This is a genomic window from Betaproteobacteria bacterium (assembly GCA_016720855.1).
Classification (GTDB): Bacteria; Pseudomonadota; Gammaproteobacteria; order Burkholderiales; family Usitatibacteraceae; genus FEB-7.
The window spans coordinates 501,626-517,222 of the sequence record JADKJU010000001.1 but is presented as its reverse complement, the minus strand read 5'-3'; the positions used below and the strand labels follow the sequence as shown (position 1 = coordinate 517,222).

8 protein-coding genes, 1 tRNA gene and 4 pseudogenes are annotated in these 15,597 nt (G+C 61.6%); 9 read left to right on the top strand and 4 right to left on the bottom strand.

Going from position 1 to position 15,597, the window contains the following annotated elements; translation table 11 throughout:
- Positions 1 to 795 precede the first annotated feature (795 nt).
- From IPP91_02250 to IPP91_02225, 6 genes and pseudogenes are all read left to right on the top strand, one after another.
- A pseudogene (locus IPP91_02250) lies at positions 796 to 2,313 on the top strand (IS21 family transposase).
- 27 nt (positions 2,314 to 2,340) lie between these two features.
- A pseudogene (locus IPP91_02245) lies at positions 2,341 to 3,041 on the top strand (ATP-binding protein).
- A 138-nt stretch (positions 3,042 to 3,179) separates the two neighbouring features.
- Positions 3,180 to 5,069, top strand: a complete 1,890-nt coding sequence (locus tag IPP91_02240; GenBank protein ID MBL0140896.1) for an HD domain-containing protein — start codon at positions 3,180 to 3,182, stop codon at positions 5,067 to 5,069.
- Positions 5,070 to 5,426: 357 nt separating this feature from the next.
- Positions 5,427 to 6,534: pseudogene (locus IPP91_02235) on the top strand (IS3 family transposase).
- A 364-nt stretch (positions 6,535 to 6,898) separates the two neighbouring features.
- A complete protein-coding gene (locus IPP91_02230; GenBank protein ID MBL0140895.1) occupies positions 6,899 to 8,257 on the top strand; it encodes an HD domain-containing protein in 1,359 nt (452 codons plus the stop codon).
- Positions 8,258 to 8,297: 40 nt separating this feature from the next.
- Positions 8,298 to 8,373 (top strand) — tRNA-Asn (locus tag IPP91_02225).
- A 93-nt stretch (positions 8,374 to 8,466) separates the two neighbouring features.
- Here the strand turns inward: IPP91_02225 and IPP91_02220 are convergent.
- Positions 8,467 to 8,739, bottom strand: a complete 273-nt coding sequence (locus IPP91_02220) for a hypothetical protein (protein MBL0140894.1) — start codon at positions 8,737 to 8,739, stop codon at positions 8,467 to 8,469.
- Between the two features lie 163 nt (positions 8,740 to 8,902).
- Positions 8,903 to 10,011: pseudogene (locus IPP91_02215) on the bottom strand (IS3 family transposase).
- Positions 10,012 to 10,096: 85 nt separating this feature from the next.
- Between IPP91_02215 and IPP91_02210 the strand changes: the two are divergent.
- Together IPP91_02210 and IPP91_02205 are read left to right on the top strand one after the other, a co-directional pair.
- Positions 10,097 to 10,381 carry a ferredoxin family protein gene (locus tag IPP91_02210; GenBank protein ID MBL0140893.1) on the top strand — a complete coding sequence of 95 codons (285 nt, stop codon included), beginning with the start codon at positions 10,097 to 10,099 and terminating at the stop codon, positions 10,379 to 10,381.
- A 45-nt stretch (positions 10,382 to 10,426) separates the two neighbouring features.
- Positions 10,427 to 10,699 carry a DUF2249 domain-containing protein gene (locus tag IPP91_02205; protein ID MBL0140892.1) on the top strand — a complete coding sequence of 91 codons (273 nt, stop codon included), beginning with the start codon at positions 10,427 to 10,429 and terminating at the stop codon, positions 10,697 to 10,699.
- 7 nt (positions 10,700 to 10,706) lie between these two features.
- On the opposite strand, the gene IPP91_02200 is transcribed toward IPP91_02205, so the two are convergent.
- Both IPP91_02200 and IPP91_02195 read right to left on the bottom strand, forming a co-directional pair.
- Positions 10,707 to 12,140, bottom strand: a complete 1,434-nt coding sequence (locus IPP91_02200; GenBank protein MBL0140891.1) for a hypothetical protein — start codon at positions 12,138 to 12,140, stop codon at positions 10,707 to 10,709.
- 15 nt (positions 12,141 to 12,155) lie between these two features.
- Positions 12,156 to 13,526 carry a TrpB-like pyridoxal phosphate-dependent enzyme gene (locus IPP91_02195; protein ID MBL0140890.1) on the bottom strand — a complete coding sequence of 457 codons (1,371 nt, stop codon included), beginning with the start codon at positions 13,524 to 13,526 and terminating at the stop codon, positions 12,156 to 12,158.
- A 328-nt stretch (positions 13,527 to 13,854) separates the two neighbouring features.
- Between IPP91_02195 and IPP91_02190 the strand changes: the two genes are divergently transcribed.
- Complete coding sequence (locus IPP91_02190; protein MBL0140889.1) at positions 13,855 to 15,591, top strand: c-type cytochrome; 1,737 nt, start codon at positions 13,855 to 13,857, stop codon at positions 15,589 to 15,591.
- Positions 15,592 to 15,597 lie beyond the last annotated feature (6 nt).

Here is a 15,597-nt window from a genome sequence, read left to right as displayed (position 1 = left end):
CGCTAACGGCGCTGAGGGCAGCTTCCTGGATGGTTTCTTCGACAACGGTCATTTCGATCTTGGTGAATTCCATGTGGATCACTCCTGGTAGGTGTTAAGAGGTCAACCCCAGACGATGTCGCCGATGCCGCCGCCGACGAGGGCCAGTTGAAGATCGCTGAGTTCGCGAACGTCGCTGAGGGCAGCTTCCTGGATGGTTTCTTCGACAACGTTCATTTCAATCTTGGTGAATTCCATGTGGATCACTCCTGGTAGGTGTTAAGAGGTCAGCCCCAGACGATGTCGCCGATGCCGCCGCCGACGAGGGCCAGTTGAAGATCGCTGAGTTCGCGAACGTCGCTAAGGGCAGCTTCCTGGATGGTTTCTTCAACAACGGTCATTTCGATCTTGGAGAATTCCATTGGTGTCTCCCAAATAAATGGTGAATACGAAAACGCAATACAAATTCGACCAGCTAGGCAAGGCGAAAATCCTAATTCTGTCGTGCGGATACGTCAAAACAATACCAACCCCTATGAGGAATCTGGAAGTCACAGGATGTAGTAGCTTGCGCGCGGGCTTAGGTCTAACGGCCCCATGGGTTCGTCGGCAAATTTCACCTACCCCTTCTTTATGGTATTGACAAGAGTGTGAACTAGATTGCGGATTCCGGTCCATGCCGGGCCAGCGTTCCGGAGCATGCCGGGCCACCATTCCGGAGCATGCCGGGCCAGCGTTCCGGTCCATGCCGGCCGGGGGTGATGCGGGTAACCAGGGCTACCGTGGGCTCCTTTCCCATCTGGAAGGAGTCCGGCGGTGGCGCAACCGAGGTTACCCATGCGGAAGATCCGAGAGGTTCTGCGTCTCAAGTTTGAAGTCCGTCTGAGCGACCGCGAGATTGCCGCGGCCGTCAGGGAGCGCCCGTTCGACGGTGCAGGAGTGCCTGCGCCGCGCGCGCCGCGGGCGTGGGCTGGCCGCTGCCGGCCGGGCTTGACGAGGCGGGCCTTCAGGCGCGGCTCTACCAGCGCGAGTGCCGCTGTCTCGCACCCCGCAGCCGGACTTCGCGTTTCTGCACCGAGCTCAAGCGCCCCGGGGTGACGCGGCAATTGCTCTGGCAGGAGTACAAGGCGAGGCTCCCCGATGGCTGGCGGTACAGCGTCTTCTGCGACCAGTACCGGCGCTGGCTCGCCAACCAGGATCTGGTCCTGCGCCAGAACCACGTTCCCGGCGACAAGCTCTTCCTCGATTACGCCGGGCAGACGATGCCGGTCGTGGATCGCACGAGCGGGGAGCTCGCGCCGCCCAGATCTTCGTGGCCGTCCTGGGCGCGAGCAGCTACACCTATGCGGAAGCGACCTGGACGCAGGCGTTGCCCGATTGGCTGGGCTCCCAGGTGCGCACTCTGGAATTCCTCGGCGGCGTTCCTCGTGCCCTCGTGCCCGACAACCTGAAGAGCGCCGTCCACAAGGCGCACCGCTACGAGCCGGACTTGAATCCCGCCTACCAGGACTTCGCCGAGCACTACGCGGTGGCGATTCTGCCGGCGCGGGTGCGAAAGCCCCGCGACAAGGCCAAGGTCGAGGCGGGCGTGCTGGTGGTCGAGCGCTGGATCCTTGCCCGTCTTCGTAACCGGACGTTCTTCTCGCTTGGCGAACTCAATGCCGCGATCGCGCTCCTCGTGGCCGATCTCAACGCTCGCCCCTTCAAGAAGCGCGAAGGGTGCCGCGCGAGCCTGTTTGCCGACATCGAGCGTGCGGCGCTGCGCCCGCTTCCGCACAGGCCTTACGAATTCGCCACCTGGAAGAAGGCCAAGGTGCACCTGGACTATCACGTCGAGGTCGAGCGCGCCTACTACTCCGTGCCTTACAAGCTGGTCGGACGCACGGTCGAGGTACGCCCTGAGCGCGCGTGTGATTGAGATCTTCCATCGCCAGCACCTGGTCGCCACGCACCTGCGTGCGCCCTCGCGCGGGCAGTTCGTGACCCTCGCCGATCATCGTCCCGAGCGGCACAGCGCCGTCATCGACCTCACCCACGAGCGCTTGATGCAGCGCGCCTTGGCCATCGGACCGGCCACCGCCGAGGTGCTCACCGAGCAACTGCACCGCAGGCGCCATCCCGAGGAGTGCCTGCGCTCGAGCCTGGGGATCCTTCGCCTTGCGCGCGACTTCAGCCCCGAGGCGCTCGAGGGGCCGCCACGCGGGCGGTTGCGATCCGCAGCTTCAGCTACCGCTCGCTTCGAACGCTCATCAACACGCCCGCGCCCGCCCCGCCCGCCCAGGCCGCGCTCCCCTGGAGCACGACAACGTGCGCGGCGAGAAGTACTTCCAGTAGGCCCGTCACCCACCCCAGAGGACATCGATGCTGACCCAACCGCTCGTCGAGCAACTCCAGCAACTGCGCCTGCGCGGCATGGCCGCCGCCCTTGAGCAGCAACTGTGCACCCCGGATCGTTCGCAACTTACCTTCGAGGAGCGCCTCGGGCTCATGATCCAGCACGAGATCACCGAGCGCGGTTCGGCTCGCCTGGCACAGCGCCTGCGCTGGGCTCGCTTGCCGCAGGGCGCCGTCATCGAGGACATGGACACGAGCGCCCTTCGCGGCCTCGACCCCGGCGCCATGGTCCGGGTGCGCGACCTGGCCTGGATCGCCGAACACTGAACGTGCTCATCACCGGGCCCACCGGCGTCGGAAAGAGCTTCCTGGGCTGCGCGCTCGCCCACTCGGCCTGCCGTGCGGACTTCTCGGTGCGCTTCTTCCGCCTGCCGCGGCTCGTCGATGAACTCGCCCGCTATCACGCGCTGCAAAACCGCTCCGCCTTCCTCAAGCTCCTGGCCAAGGTCGACCTCCTGGTCCTCGACGACTTCGGCCTCACCCCGCTCGCCGAGCAGACCAAGCGCGACCTCCTGGAAATCTTCGACGACCGCTATGACCGCCGCTCCACCATCGTCACCAGCCAACTGCCCGTCGAACAGTGGCACACGCACCTGGCCGACCCCACCCTTGCCGACGCAATCCTCGACCGGCTCGTTCACAACAGCTATCGCCTCGCCCTCAAGGGCGCGCATCACGCCACGGCCCGGCATCGACCGGAACGATGGCCCGGCTTCCGCCGGAACGCCGGCCCGACTTCACCGGAATCCGCACTAGATCACACTCTTACAAAGCATAATTGAATTGATTTGTGAAAACAACGACTTGTGAATAATCAAACCGACGAAGACCTCCAACTGATTTCCCAGCCAGCCCCCGCCCTGGACGCTGGCCGCTTTCGCTCGGCTCTGGCCAGAGTTGCTGCCGAAGTGGGGGCCCGTGTTCAGGCCGGCTCCGCCGCGTCGAGCGAATATGTTCGGTCTGTGGTGACGGCTATTAAGCGCATACCAGGAACACAAAGTGCCGAAGATCGAATCGGATGCCTCCTGGATGCCTCCCACTACTTCTATGTAACCGGGCAAGGATTTGCGGCGATCGATCCTGCGAGTGAGGCCGTCCGACTCGCTGATAAAGCAAACATTGCGCTGCTTCACAGAAAAGCGCTAACACTGCTAGGCGTTACACAGGCGGATACCGGGAATATCTCGGCGGCCGTCGAGTGTTATGCCAAGGCCCTTGATCTTTCTCGGCAGCTTGGGGACCGCGCTTCTGAATGCATTGTATGGATAAACCTTGGGGTGGCACTCCTCTATGCTGCCCAATATCGTGATGCAATCGTGTGCTTCGAGCATGCGATTGACATGTCTGCGAATGCCCCGGCCCTCGCTGCAATTCGACCGAATGCATATTCGAATATTGCGCTTTGCGCATTACATCTAGAGGATTTCGGGAGAGGGATAAGAGCTGCAGAAACTGCAGTGAGGGAAAGCGCGACACCTGTTACCGCAGCCGATAAATTGTCCCGAGTACTTCGCGAAAACTACTACACCAGACTGCTGCTGGAAGTAAATAACCTCGATAAAGCTCGGGAGCGATGCGAGATTGCGCGAGTTTATGCTCGCGAATCGCAGTCGCCGAGAGCGGAAATCGCGGCCGCAATTGCAGAGGGACTGTACGAAGTTCATGCGGGAAAGGTCGACGTTGGCATTTCTCGTTTGACTGCAACATTAGAGCGTGCGCGACAGGTCCGCTCAATGCTGAGAGATACTTTGGGTGCTCTAGTCAAAGCGTTTGAGCTTGTCGGGCAGCCCGAGCGGGCGTTGATTTATCTTCGCGAAATGATGGAGGCAATCAAGCAAACGCAGCAAGAAAATGCGCTCAATCACGTTAAACGGCATCTAGAGACACTTGGTCAGGTTTCCGAAGGAAAGAACTCGGAAGAAGTCAGGTTGGCAAGGCAAGAGGCGGCATTGAGAGGAAAAGTTGCCGAACAAGAGCTATTTAGGTCCCGGATAGAGATGCTTGAACGCCTCGCAGTTACTGCCGAACTGCGGGACGACTCCACGGGCGAACATTCATATCGAGTTGGAATGCTCTCGGGACTGATTGCCGAAGAGTACGGATGCGATCACGAGACATGTTTCATGGTCGAACTTGCTGCGCGCTTGCACGACATTGGCAAAATAGGCGTTCCCGATGCGATCTTGTTGAAGCCCGACAAGCTAAATGATTCAGAGCGCCAAATCATGCGCACGCATACGACCGTCGGTGCTGAGTTGCTCTCGAAGAGCAACATTCCTCATATGCAGATGGCAGAGGAAATCGCGCGTCACCACCATGAATGGTGGGATGGAGGCGGGTATCCAGGAAATGTTTCGGGGTCAGCAATTCCCCTTTCGGCAAGAATTACTGCCTTGGCTGACGTATTCGATGCACTAACCCATAAGCGCCCATACAAGGAGCCTTGGCCCATCGACAATGCCCTTGCGGAAATTGCGCGTCTCAAGAGTAGCCAGTTTGATCCTCAACTAACGGATGTGTTCCTGGTTCTAATTGCCAAGCTCCGAAAGCAGTATATGGATCTTGATGGATACCTCGGAAAGGCCGCCCAAGCTTCCCCGTTCTTGCAGGCGAGATCCAAGATCTGGGAAACGCTCCGCAAGAGCAAGGAAGGTGGCGAGACCGGAAGTGGTAGCAGGCTTGACCTTCAGCGGTAACATTTATTAAACTTGGTCTGTAGAAAGGCGGCGCTTCTCAATATCTATTTGGACTAGCAATTTGCGGGAGGCAAAGTGAGCATCTCGGAACTCTCGATGTCTCTTGACCGCCTTACGCGAATTAGCCCACTTTCCTCAGATCCACGCATTCGCGTGGTTCTAAGCAGTCTCGTACCCCACTCTCTGGACTTGCTTCGGACTCAGTCAGGAAGCGCTACCGCGCAATTCCGAACTATAGGAAACTGCCTTGTCCGGCTTCGTGGAAGTGCGAATGCCGCACTACGCTTGTGACCTGCCTGGGTTTTTCGGACCGATCATAACTTGAGAGAATGGCTCCTGCTCTGCCAAGAGGAGCCCATGAAGAAAAGCCGATTTACAGAAGAACAGATGGTCGCGATGTTGCGCGAGGCCGACCGGACTACGATTGCCGACGTATCGCGCAAGTACAAGGTCAGCGACCAGACGTTGTACAGGCTGGCGCAAGCGTTTCGGACAGCTCCAGCCTGCGGACGTCAAACGGCTGCGCGCCCTGGAGGCCGAGAACGCCAAGTTGAAACGCATGCTCGCCGAGCGGGAAATGGCGATCGATACCTGAAGAAATCAACCGGCGAAAGTGGTAAGCCCGCAGGCGCGTCGTGAGCAGGTTGTGTTGGCCGTGCAGCGCGGCCACTCGACCAGACGTGCGTGCGGGCTGATTGGCGTGGCGCGATCGATGATGGGATACCAGTCGATTCGAGCCGAAAGAGACGTGCCGGCGATTTCGGCCATGCGCAGGCTCTCGGCGCAGTATCCGCGCTATGGCTATCGGCGCATCCGGATCTTTCTGGGACGCGAGGGCCACGGGATGGGGCCAGAACGAGCTCATCGCCTCTGGAAGTCGGCAGGACTGCAACTGCCGCGGCGCCGGCCGCGACGCCGCATTGCGACGAGCCGCCCGCGTCCCTTGCCGCCCCAAGCCCCGAACCATGTCTGGGCCTATGACTTCGTGTTCGACGCCTGCGCCAACGGCCAGCAGATCAAGTGCCTGACGGTAGTCGATGAATTTACCCGGGAATGCCTCGCGATCGACGTAGCCGGGAGCATCCGCTCGAATCGAGTGATCGAGGTGCTCTCGCGCCTGGTGAGTCTGCACGGAGCGCCGACGGCCTTGCGTTCCGACAACGGCCCCGAATTCGTCAGCCGCGCCATTCTCGAGTGGCTGACGCGCTCCGGCATCCATACGGCCCACATTGATCCCGGAAAGCCTTGGCAAAACGGCACCGACGAGAGTTTCAACGGGAAATTCCGGGACGAGTGCCTGAGCCTCGAGTGGTTCCGAAGCCGCGAGGAGGCCCGCGTCGTGATCGAGCAGTGGCGCCGACACTTCAACCATGTGCGTCCGCATTCGAGTCACGACTACCTCACGCCCGTTGAATTCAAGCTACGCTACGATTCCACAACCGCGGGGGCCATTTCCAAGTTATGAATGGCCCGGAAATCCCCATGCAGGTCACTTGGATCTACTACACCACTGCTGCCATCACTTGTATTTGACCGGCAGTACCGTCGACTCGATCGTTCTTGCCAAATATGGAGTCGACCTCGCAAGGCGTACCCGCAGATCACCTGATCTTCGCAGATACTTGAGCGTTCTTGGTATCGTATACGCCGAGACCGGTGACCGCTGCCGTGGAATTGAGTTTCACACCATGGCGCTCTCGCTTGCCTACAAGTTAGACGATAGATACGCCCAGTATGTCTCTTGGTCAAATCTCTCATCAACTCTTATCGACTCAGGCCTATATAGCGAGGGTGTGGCGTGCGCGAATCGAGCCCTTGATTTCATTAGCATGAATAGTGCTGACGCAGATGATCAGCGCGCTTGCGTATTCAATAATACGGCTCTTGCAATGCACCTCTTAGGGGAGTGCTCAACTGCCGAAACATACGCATCTAAAGCGATTGAATTGAGTGGATTACCGAACTCTCACAAGAGTGCCGTGGTCCGCCTTCTGAGAGAGCTTAATTTGATTATGATCTTGGTTGGAAACAAGAAGTATTCAATGGCAAAGAATCACGCAATGTATATCCGAGAGCTGGCAAATCGCTTTCCGTCACGACGCACGGAAGGCACTGCTCGCCTTTGCGAGGGCCTGACCGAAGTCTATTTAGGTGACCCCGATCGTGGTTTGACGATGGTGGAAGAGGTGGCCGCGTCCCTCAAGGGGGTCATGGTTCCCCTCTACCTCGATTCACTCTCACAACTTGCAAGACTGTACGGCGACCTTGATCGTCCAGAAGATGCCTTGCGCGTATTGCGAGAACTGCTCGCGCACGCCAGATCCGTCACTTCCGAATCAGTTGCAACCCAATTACGGGCTTTGGGTGTTCGAGAGGATTCAGTAGCCGCCTCGTTAAGAAGGAATCTTGGCGAACACGAGCGGGTTGAGGCCGAACTAAGAGTCAGAGTGGCAGAGCGTGAAGTCTCCCGCTCCCGCCACGAAATGCTCGAGCGCATGGCCATTGCCGCCGACATCCGCGAAGATATCTCAGGCGAGCACGGCTATCGAGTCGGCCGCCTCTCAGCCCTACTCGCCAGGGAAATCGGCTGGGATCGGGATGCATGCAATGCCCTGGACATCGCCGCCCGCCTGCACGACATCGGCAAGATCGGCATCCCGGAAAAAATTCTTCTCGACGAAAAGACCCTGAAGGAAGCGGAAAAGCACTTCATCGCCTCCCACACGATCGTCGGGGCCGAGATCCTTTCGAAGAGCGACATTCCCCAGGTCCGCGTCGCTGAGGAGATCGCCCGTTGTCACCACGAATGGTGGGACGGCACGGGCTATCCCCGCCAGTTCAAGGGCATGTCCATTCCCAAGAGTGCCCGCATAGTTGCCCTTGCCGACGCCTTTGACGCGATGACTCATGGCCGGCCCTATGCGAAGGCCATCGCCACCGAGGCAGCGCTGGACCAGATTTCTGCTCTCAGGGGCCGACAGTTCGACCCCGAGCTCACGGACCATTTTCTCGCCCTCGTCCGCCGACTGGCCACGGAAAATGCTGATCTGGACGCCTACCTCGGAAAAGCCGCCCGCAATTCCCCGTTCCTCAAGGCCCGCGCCCGCATCAAGGAAATGCTGGCCCAGGGACGTGATTCAGCAGGTCTTTCGTCGTCCCCCCCGCCGCTCGGCACTCCTCTGAATTGACCGGAATCGCCCGGAAACCTATAATTCCGGGTTCACCGATTCCCCGATAGCTCAGTTGGTAGAGCGACGGACTGTTAATCCGCAGGTCCCTGGTTCGAGTCCAGGTCGGGGAGCCAGCTTTCAGGAAGAAGGCCCGCCATCACGGCGGGCCTTTGTCTTTGGTGCGTCCTTAAATTTCCGTCGCGTCGCGCATCAGTTCCCGCTTGAAACTATTGCGTCACCGGCCCAAGAGCCCGCTTCGCCTGCGCCTGGAGTGCCCGCCAGGTGCTTTCCCATTCCCCGTTTTTCGGGAAGGTCAGGGCGATCCGCCTGACCACCTCCTCCAGCGCCGCAGCCCTGGCCTCGGCCTGGGCGAGGTCAGCCTTGTAGTCGGCCGCGTTGACCATGTCGACGATCCGGTCTTCGCAGACTCCGATGCATTGGGCCGGCCCTTCAACGCGCCCGCAGCCGATGCATTGCCACACCTGGATCGTTTCCGCCATGGCCTTTGCCTCCCGCCAGCCCCGTTGCGGCAGCCCGAACGGAGTGATAATCTTAACCAGTATTATATATGCAGCTTAATGAAAGCCGCGCATGACCTACGTCGTCACCGAATCCTGCATCCGCTGCAAGCACACCTGACCTGCATGGGGATTTCCGGGCCATTCATAACTTGGAAATGGCCCCCGCGGTTGTGGAATCGTAGCGTAGCTTGAATTCAACGGGCGTGAGGTAGTCGTGACTCGAATGCGGACGCACATGGTTGAAGTGTCGGCGCCACTGCTCGATCACGACGCGGGCCTCCTCGCGGCTTCGGAACCACTCGAGGCTCAGGCACTCGTCCCGGAATTTCCCGTTGAAACTCTCGTCGGTGCCGTTTTGCCAAGGCTTTCCGGGATCAATGGGGCCGTATGGATGCCGGAGCGCGTCAGCCACTCGAGAATGGCGCGGCTGACGAATTCGGGGCCGTTGTCGGAACGCAAGGCCGTCGGCGCTCCGTGCAGACTCACCAGGCGCGAGAGCACCTCGATCACTCGATTCGAGCGGATGCTCCCGGCTACGTCGATCGCGAGGCATTCCCGGGTAAATTCATCGACTACCGTCAGGCACTTGATCTGCTGGCCGTTGGCGCAGGCGTCGAACACGAAGTCATAGGCCCAGACATGGTTCGGGGCTTGGGGCGGCAAGGGACGCGGGCGGCTCGTCGCAATGCGGCGTCGCGGCCGGCGCCGCGGCAGTTGCAGTCCTGCCGACTTCCAGAGGCGATGAGCCTGTTCTGGCCCCCATCCCGTGGCCCTCGCGTCCCAGAAAGATCCGGATGCGCCGATAGCCATAGCGCGGATACTGCGCCGAGAGCCTGCGCATGGCCGAAATCGCCGGCACGTCTCTTTCGGCTCGAATCGACTGGTATCCCATCATCGATCGCGCCACGCCAATCAGCCCGCACGCACGTCTGGTCGAGTGGCCGCGCTGCACGGCCAACACAACCTGCTCACGACGCGCCTGCGGGCTTACCACTTTCGCCGGTTGATTTCCTTCAGGGTATCGATCGCCATTTCCCGCTCGGCGAGCATGCGTTTCAACTTGGCGTTCTCGGCCTCCAGGGCGCGCAGCCGTTTGACGTCCGCAGGCTGGAGCTGTCCGAAACGCTTGCGCCAGCTGTACAACGTCTGGTCGCTGACCTTGTACTTGCGCGATACGTCGGCAATCGTAGTCCGGTCGGCCTCGCGCAACATCGCGACCATCTGTTCTTCTGTAAATCGGCTTTTCTTCATGGGCTCCTCTTGGCAGAGCAGGAGCCATTCTCTCAAGTTATGATCGGTCCGAAAAACCCAGGCAGGTCACACCGATTGCGTCGACGTGTGCCCTACCGACGCCTTTCGCGAGGGCCCCAACTTCCTGGCCATCGACCCGGACGAGTGCATCGACTGCACCCTGTGCGTGCCGGAGTGCCCGGTGGAGGCGATCTTCGCCGTCGACGACGTGCCGAAGGACCAGCAGGAGTACATCGAACTCAACGCGCAGCTTGCGAAGGTCTGGCCGGTCATCGTCGAGACCAAGGAAGCACTTGCCGATGCCGAAGAATGGGCCAAGGTGAAGTCCAAACGAACCGAACTCGACATGGGCGAATCCACGCCGGCCTGACCGCCCGCGACTTCAATTCCGATCCAATCTCAAGGAGAAAGTTCGATGAACCAGCCTGCCCACCCCCATATCCACCTCTCTCCGGACCAGATCTACCCATTCGACGCCCGCGGAGTCGCCAAGCGCTTCCGCCATGCCGCCATCTTCGGCGCGCTCGACTCCCTGCGCCCCGGCGAGACCATGCGCTTCGTGAACGATCACGATCCCCTGCCCCTTCTCGACCAGTTGCGCGCCCGCTACGGCGAAGCGGTGGCCATCGAGTACCGCCAGCGCGATCCGGGTGCCATCGTGATCGACTTCGTGGTGAAGCAGCAGTAGAACCACCTCAGATTCCCGTCGCCTCTCGCATCAGCGTCCGCCAGCGGGCGTAGCGCCGGCAGAGGGCTTCGTTGCCCTCCGGTGAGAATACTTCCTCGGCGGCGGCGTTGTTCCATGCTGCCGGCCTGCCGGCTGCCAGGTAGCCGATGCCCCGTGCCGTAGCCTCCGCATCATCGCGCCGATGCACCGGCAGCCCGCTCACGGTGGCCAGCCGCCGGCAAAGACCGTCCAGGCGCGACACTCCCCCGCTGACCCGCATGCGCCGTGCCGCCGGTACGTACTTCCCGATCTCGTCGATGTTGGCTTGAAGCAGGAACGCCATGCTTTCCACCACCGCCACGGCCTTCTGCCAGGGCTCGCCCTCGCCCACGAAGCGCGAGACGAAGTCCGGTTTCCAGAACGGCCCGCCCAGCCCGGCAATTCCATTGAGAAAGAGGGGCGGTTCCCCGGGCAGATCCAGCCACTCCGGAAGCCGTTCCACGGCGTTCTCTATTCCCAATCCGTCCTTCAGCCACTCGAGCGCAGCACCGGCGCCGTTCACGTTGCCTTCCACGGTGTAGACCGTGGTGCTGCCGTCGTCGAGGATGATCCCCGTCAGGCTGCGCGGCGCATAGTCGGGAGTGTGAGTGACGGCGCGCTGCACGAAGGCGCTGGTGCCGATGTTCACATAAGCGGAATCCTCCTCCGGCCAGCCGAAGGCGAACACGGCAGCGGACTGATCGCCGTTCACCGCGACGAGAGGCATTGACGTGTCCCCCACGCGCATCGTGCCGAACCGATGGCACGTGGGCACGCTCTTCGGAAGAAAACCGGGGGGCAGGCCGAAGAGCGAAACCAGCGCGGGATCCCAATCGCGCGTGTGCAGGTTCCACAACTGGGTCCGCGCCGCACACTGCGGGTCGGCGAACATCGAGTGTTCAGCCGTGAGCCGGAATACGAGGAAGCTCGACTGCGGCCCCCAGCAAAGCTTTCCCGCTGCCTTGGCTTCGCGCACGGCCGCCAGGTTGTCCAGCGCCCAGCGCAGCTTGCTCGCGCCGTAGTGGGGGGAAAGGAACAGCCCGGTCTTTCGGTGCACTTCTTCCGCATGCGGCTCGAACTGCTGCAGCCACACGTGCGCCCGACGGTCCTGCCAGCTGAACACGGGAGACAGCGGTCGGCCGGAATTGGCATCCCAACAGACGCAGCTCGAGCGCTGGCTGGCGAGGCCCGCCGCCGCCAGATCCTGCCGGCGGTCCCCAAGCGCCGAAAGCGCCTGTGAGACGGCGGCGTAGATGGAGGTGACCATCGCCTCGCCGTCCTGCTCGGCCCAGTCGGCTTGCGGTCGGGTGAGGCCGATGTCCTTCGACCCCGCAGCCATCACCGCGCCACGCGCGTCGAGCACCACCGCGCGGCTGGCGTGCGTGCCCTGGTCTATCGCGAGATAGAGGGGGTCACCACCCACGGGGGAACACCCGCGTCAGGCCGGCTCCGCCACGGACGGCAGCCCCGCCAGCGCCATGGCGAGCTCCTTCTCGTCGTAGTTGATGTCCTTGATCTTTCCGCCGAAGTAGTCGATGTAGGCTTGCATGTCGAAGTGGCCATGGCCGGACAGGTTGAAGAGGATCGAGCGGGAGACGCCCTCCTCCTTGCACTTTAGGGCCTCGACGATGGCGCCCTTGACCGCGTGGTTGGCTTCCGGCGCCGGCACGATGCCTTCGGCCCGCGCGAACTGCACGCCGGCCTCGAAGCACGCTACCTGGTGATAGGCGGTCGCGCTGATCAGACCGAGTTCCTGCAGGTGCGACACCAGCGGCGCCATGCCGTGGTAGCGAAGCCCGCCCGCATGGAACCCCGGCGGCGTGAAGGTCGAGCCCAGCGTGTGCATCTTGGTGAGCGGCGTGAGGTGCGCGGTGTCGCCGAAGTCATAGGCGTACTTGCCGCGCGTAAGGCTCGGGCAAGCTGCAGGCTCGACCGCCACCACGCGCACCTTCTTGCCGCCGCGCAGTTGCGCCCCGATGAACGGGAACGCGATCCCCGCGAAATTGGATCCGCCCCCGGTGCATCCCACGATCACGTCGGGATAGTCGTTGGCCATCTCGAACTGGATGATGGCTTCCTGGCCGATCACGGTCTGGTGAAGGAGCACGTGGTTCAGCACGCTGCCCAGGGCGTACTTCGTGTCATCGCGCTGCGCGGCCACTTCGACGGCTTCCGAAATGGCGATGCCGAGGCTGCCGGGGTGGTCCGGTCGCTTGGCGAGGATCTCGCGGCCCGAGTTCGTCTCGTTGGAGGGCGAGGCGATGCAGCGCGCCCCGTAAGTTTCCATCAGCGCCCGGCGATAGGGCTTCTGGTCGTAGGAAACCCGCACCATGAAGACCTCCACCTCGAGCCCGAAGACCGATCCCGCGAAGGCGAGCGAGCTGCCCCACTGCCCTGCCCCGGTCTCCGTGATGAGACGCTTCACGCCAGCCTGCTTGTTGTAGAACGCCTGCGGCACCGCCGTGTTGGGCTTGTGGCTGCCCGCGGGCGAGACGCCCTCGTACTTGTAATAGATGCGGGCCGGGGTCTGCAGGATCTTTTCGAGCCGCCGCGCCCGGTAGAGCGGCGTTGGGCGCCATTGGCGATAGACATCGCGCACCGGGCCGGGGATCTCGATCTCGCGCTCGGTGGAAACCTCCTGGAGGATCAGCTCCATCGGGAACAGCGGCGCCAGGTCATCCGGTCCGATGGGTTGCTTCGTTCCCGGGTGCAGGACGGGCGGAAGCGGCTTCGGCAGGTCGGCGGCGATGTTGTACCAGGATTTCGGGATGCGTCCCTCGTCGAGGACGTACTTGATGGTGTCGTTCATGGCTCTTGTCTCCGGAATGGGCGAAGCGATATCTCGAACGCCAGTGTACCCCGCGCTCAAGACACGCTATCGGCCGGCACGTGTTGGGTGCTTGACGCCGATCAACTGGCGCCGCCGCGGTAAGCCTAAGCTGACGACGTGAACGGAATGGCCAGCGATAACAAGATCTTACCGCCCACTACCCTATCGCGCTCCACCCAATGCCCCCAGGACGACATGGGTCTTTCTTGAACCAGTTCATGTAAGACCCCCCGGGGCATTCCCCACAATGTCGTCACGTTGCGGCCGAGCCCCGTCCCGCATCCACAACGCCAAGGAGAAACGCAACATGTTCGCTCTCGCCACTCTCAAACGCCACGCTCCCGTCGCGGCGGCCTTGCTCGCCTTTTCGGTGGCGAGCGCCTTCGCGCAGGAAAAGAAGCCCGAGCATCCGACCACCGAGGCAGAGATCAAGTACCAGGCCGCTGGCTCGCCGCTTGTCAACGTGGAGATGTATCAGGACATCAACCCGAAGGCCCCGGGAATGAGCAAGGCGGAGTTCGACAAGGCCCGCCAGATCTATTTCGAGCGCTGCGCCGGCTGCCACGGCGTGCTGCGCAAGGGCGCCACCGGCAAGCCCCTCACCCCGGACATCACGATCGAGCGCGGTACCGAATACCTGAAGGTCTTCATCAAGTACGGCTCTCCTGCCGGCATGCCCAACTGGGGCACCTCGGGCGAGTTGAACGACGCCGAAGTCGACCTGATGGCGCGCTATGTCCAGCAGACGCCTCCCACCCCGCCCGAGTTCGGCATGAAGGAAATGAAGGCGACGTGGAAAGTGCTCGTGCCGCCGGACAAGCGCCCCAAGAAGAAGATGAACTCGTACAAGATCGACAACATCTTCTCGACCACCCTGCGTGACACGGGCGAGGTCGCCCTCATCGACGGCGACTCCAAGAAGATCATCAACATCGTGAAGACGGGCTACGCGGTGCACATCTCCCGTGTGTCGGCCTCCGGCCGTTACCTCTTCGTGATCGGGCGCGACGCCAAGGTCAACATGATCGACCTGTGGATGGAGACGCCCGACAACGTGGCCGAGATCCGCACGGGGTTGGAGGCGCGTTCCGTCGATACCTCGAAGTACAAGGGCTACGAGGACAAGTACGCCATCGCCGGCTCCTACTGGCCGCCGCAGTACGTGATCATGAACGGCGACACGCTGGAGCCCCTCAAGATCGTCGCCACCCGAGGCATGACGGTGGACACGCAGGAATATCACCCCGAGCCGCGCGTGGCCGCCATCGTCGCTTCCCACTTCAAGCCCGAGTTCGTGATCAACGTGAAGGAGACGGGCAAGATCCTGATGGTGAACTACAAGGACATCAAGAACCTCACGGTGACCGAGATCCCCGCTGCGCGCTTCCTGCACGACGGCGGCTGGGACGCGACGCACCGCTACGTGCTGATGGCGGCCAACCAGTCGAACAAGATCGCGGTGGTGGATGCGAAGGAAGGCAAGCTCTCCGCGCTGGTCGACGTGGACAAGATCCCGCATCCGGGCCGCGGCGCCAACTTCGTGCACCCGAAGTTCGGCCCCGTCTGGGCGACCGGCCACCTGGGAAGCGAGAAGATCGCGCTCATCGGCACCGACCCCGTGAAGCACAAGGAGAACGCCTGGAAGGTGGTGCAGATGCTCGATGGCCAGGGCGGCGGGAACCTCTTCATCAAGACGCACCCGAAGTCGAAGAACCTCTGGGTGGACACGCCCCTCAACCCCGATCCCAAGCTCTCCAAGTCCATCGCGGTGTTCGACATCAACAACCTCGACAAGGGCTTCAAGACGCTGCCGATCGCGGAATGGGCCGGCATCGGCGACGGCGCGGGACGGGTCGTGCAGCCCGAATACAACAAGGCGGGCGACGAAGTGTGGTTCGCCGTGTGGAGCGCCAAGAACCAGACTTCAGCACTGGTCGTGGTCGATGACAAGACGCTCAAGCTCAAGGCCGTGATCAAGGATCCGAAGCTCATCACGCCGACCGGCCACTTCAACCTCTACAATACTCAGCACGACGTCTACTGACAGAGC

Coding starts and splice junctions, on each gene's coding strand:
- IPP91_02230 (MBL0140895.1), top strand. CDS start 6,899: ATGAATAGTGCTGACGCAGATGATCAGCGCGCTTGCGTATTCAATAAT.
- IPP91_02220 (MBL0140894.1), bottom strand. CDS start 8,739: ATGGCGGAAACGATCCAGGTGTGGCAATGCATCGGCTGCGGGCGCGTT.
- IPP91_02205 (MBL0140892.1), top strand. CDS start 10,427: ATGAACCAGCCTGCCCACCCCCATATCCACCTCTCTCCGGACCAGATC.
- IPP91_02195 (MBL0140890.1), bottom strand. CDS start 13,526: ATGAACGACACCATCAAGTACGTCCTCGACGAGGGACGCATCCCGAAA.
- IPP91_02190 (MBL0140889.1), top strand. CDS start 13,855: ATGTTCGCTCTCGCCACTCTCAAACGCCACGCTCCCGTCGCGGCGGCC.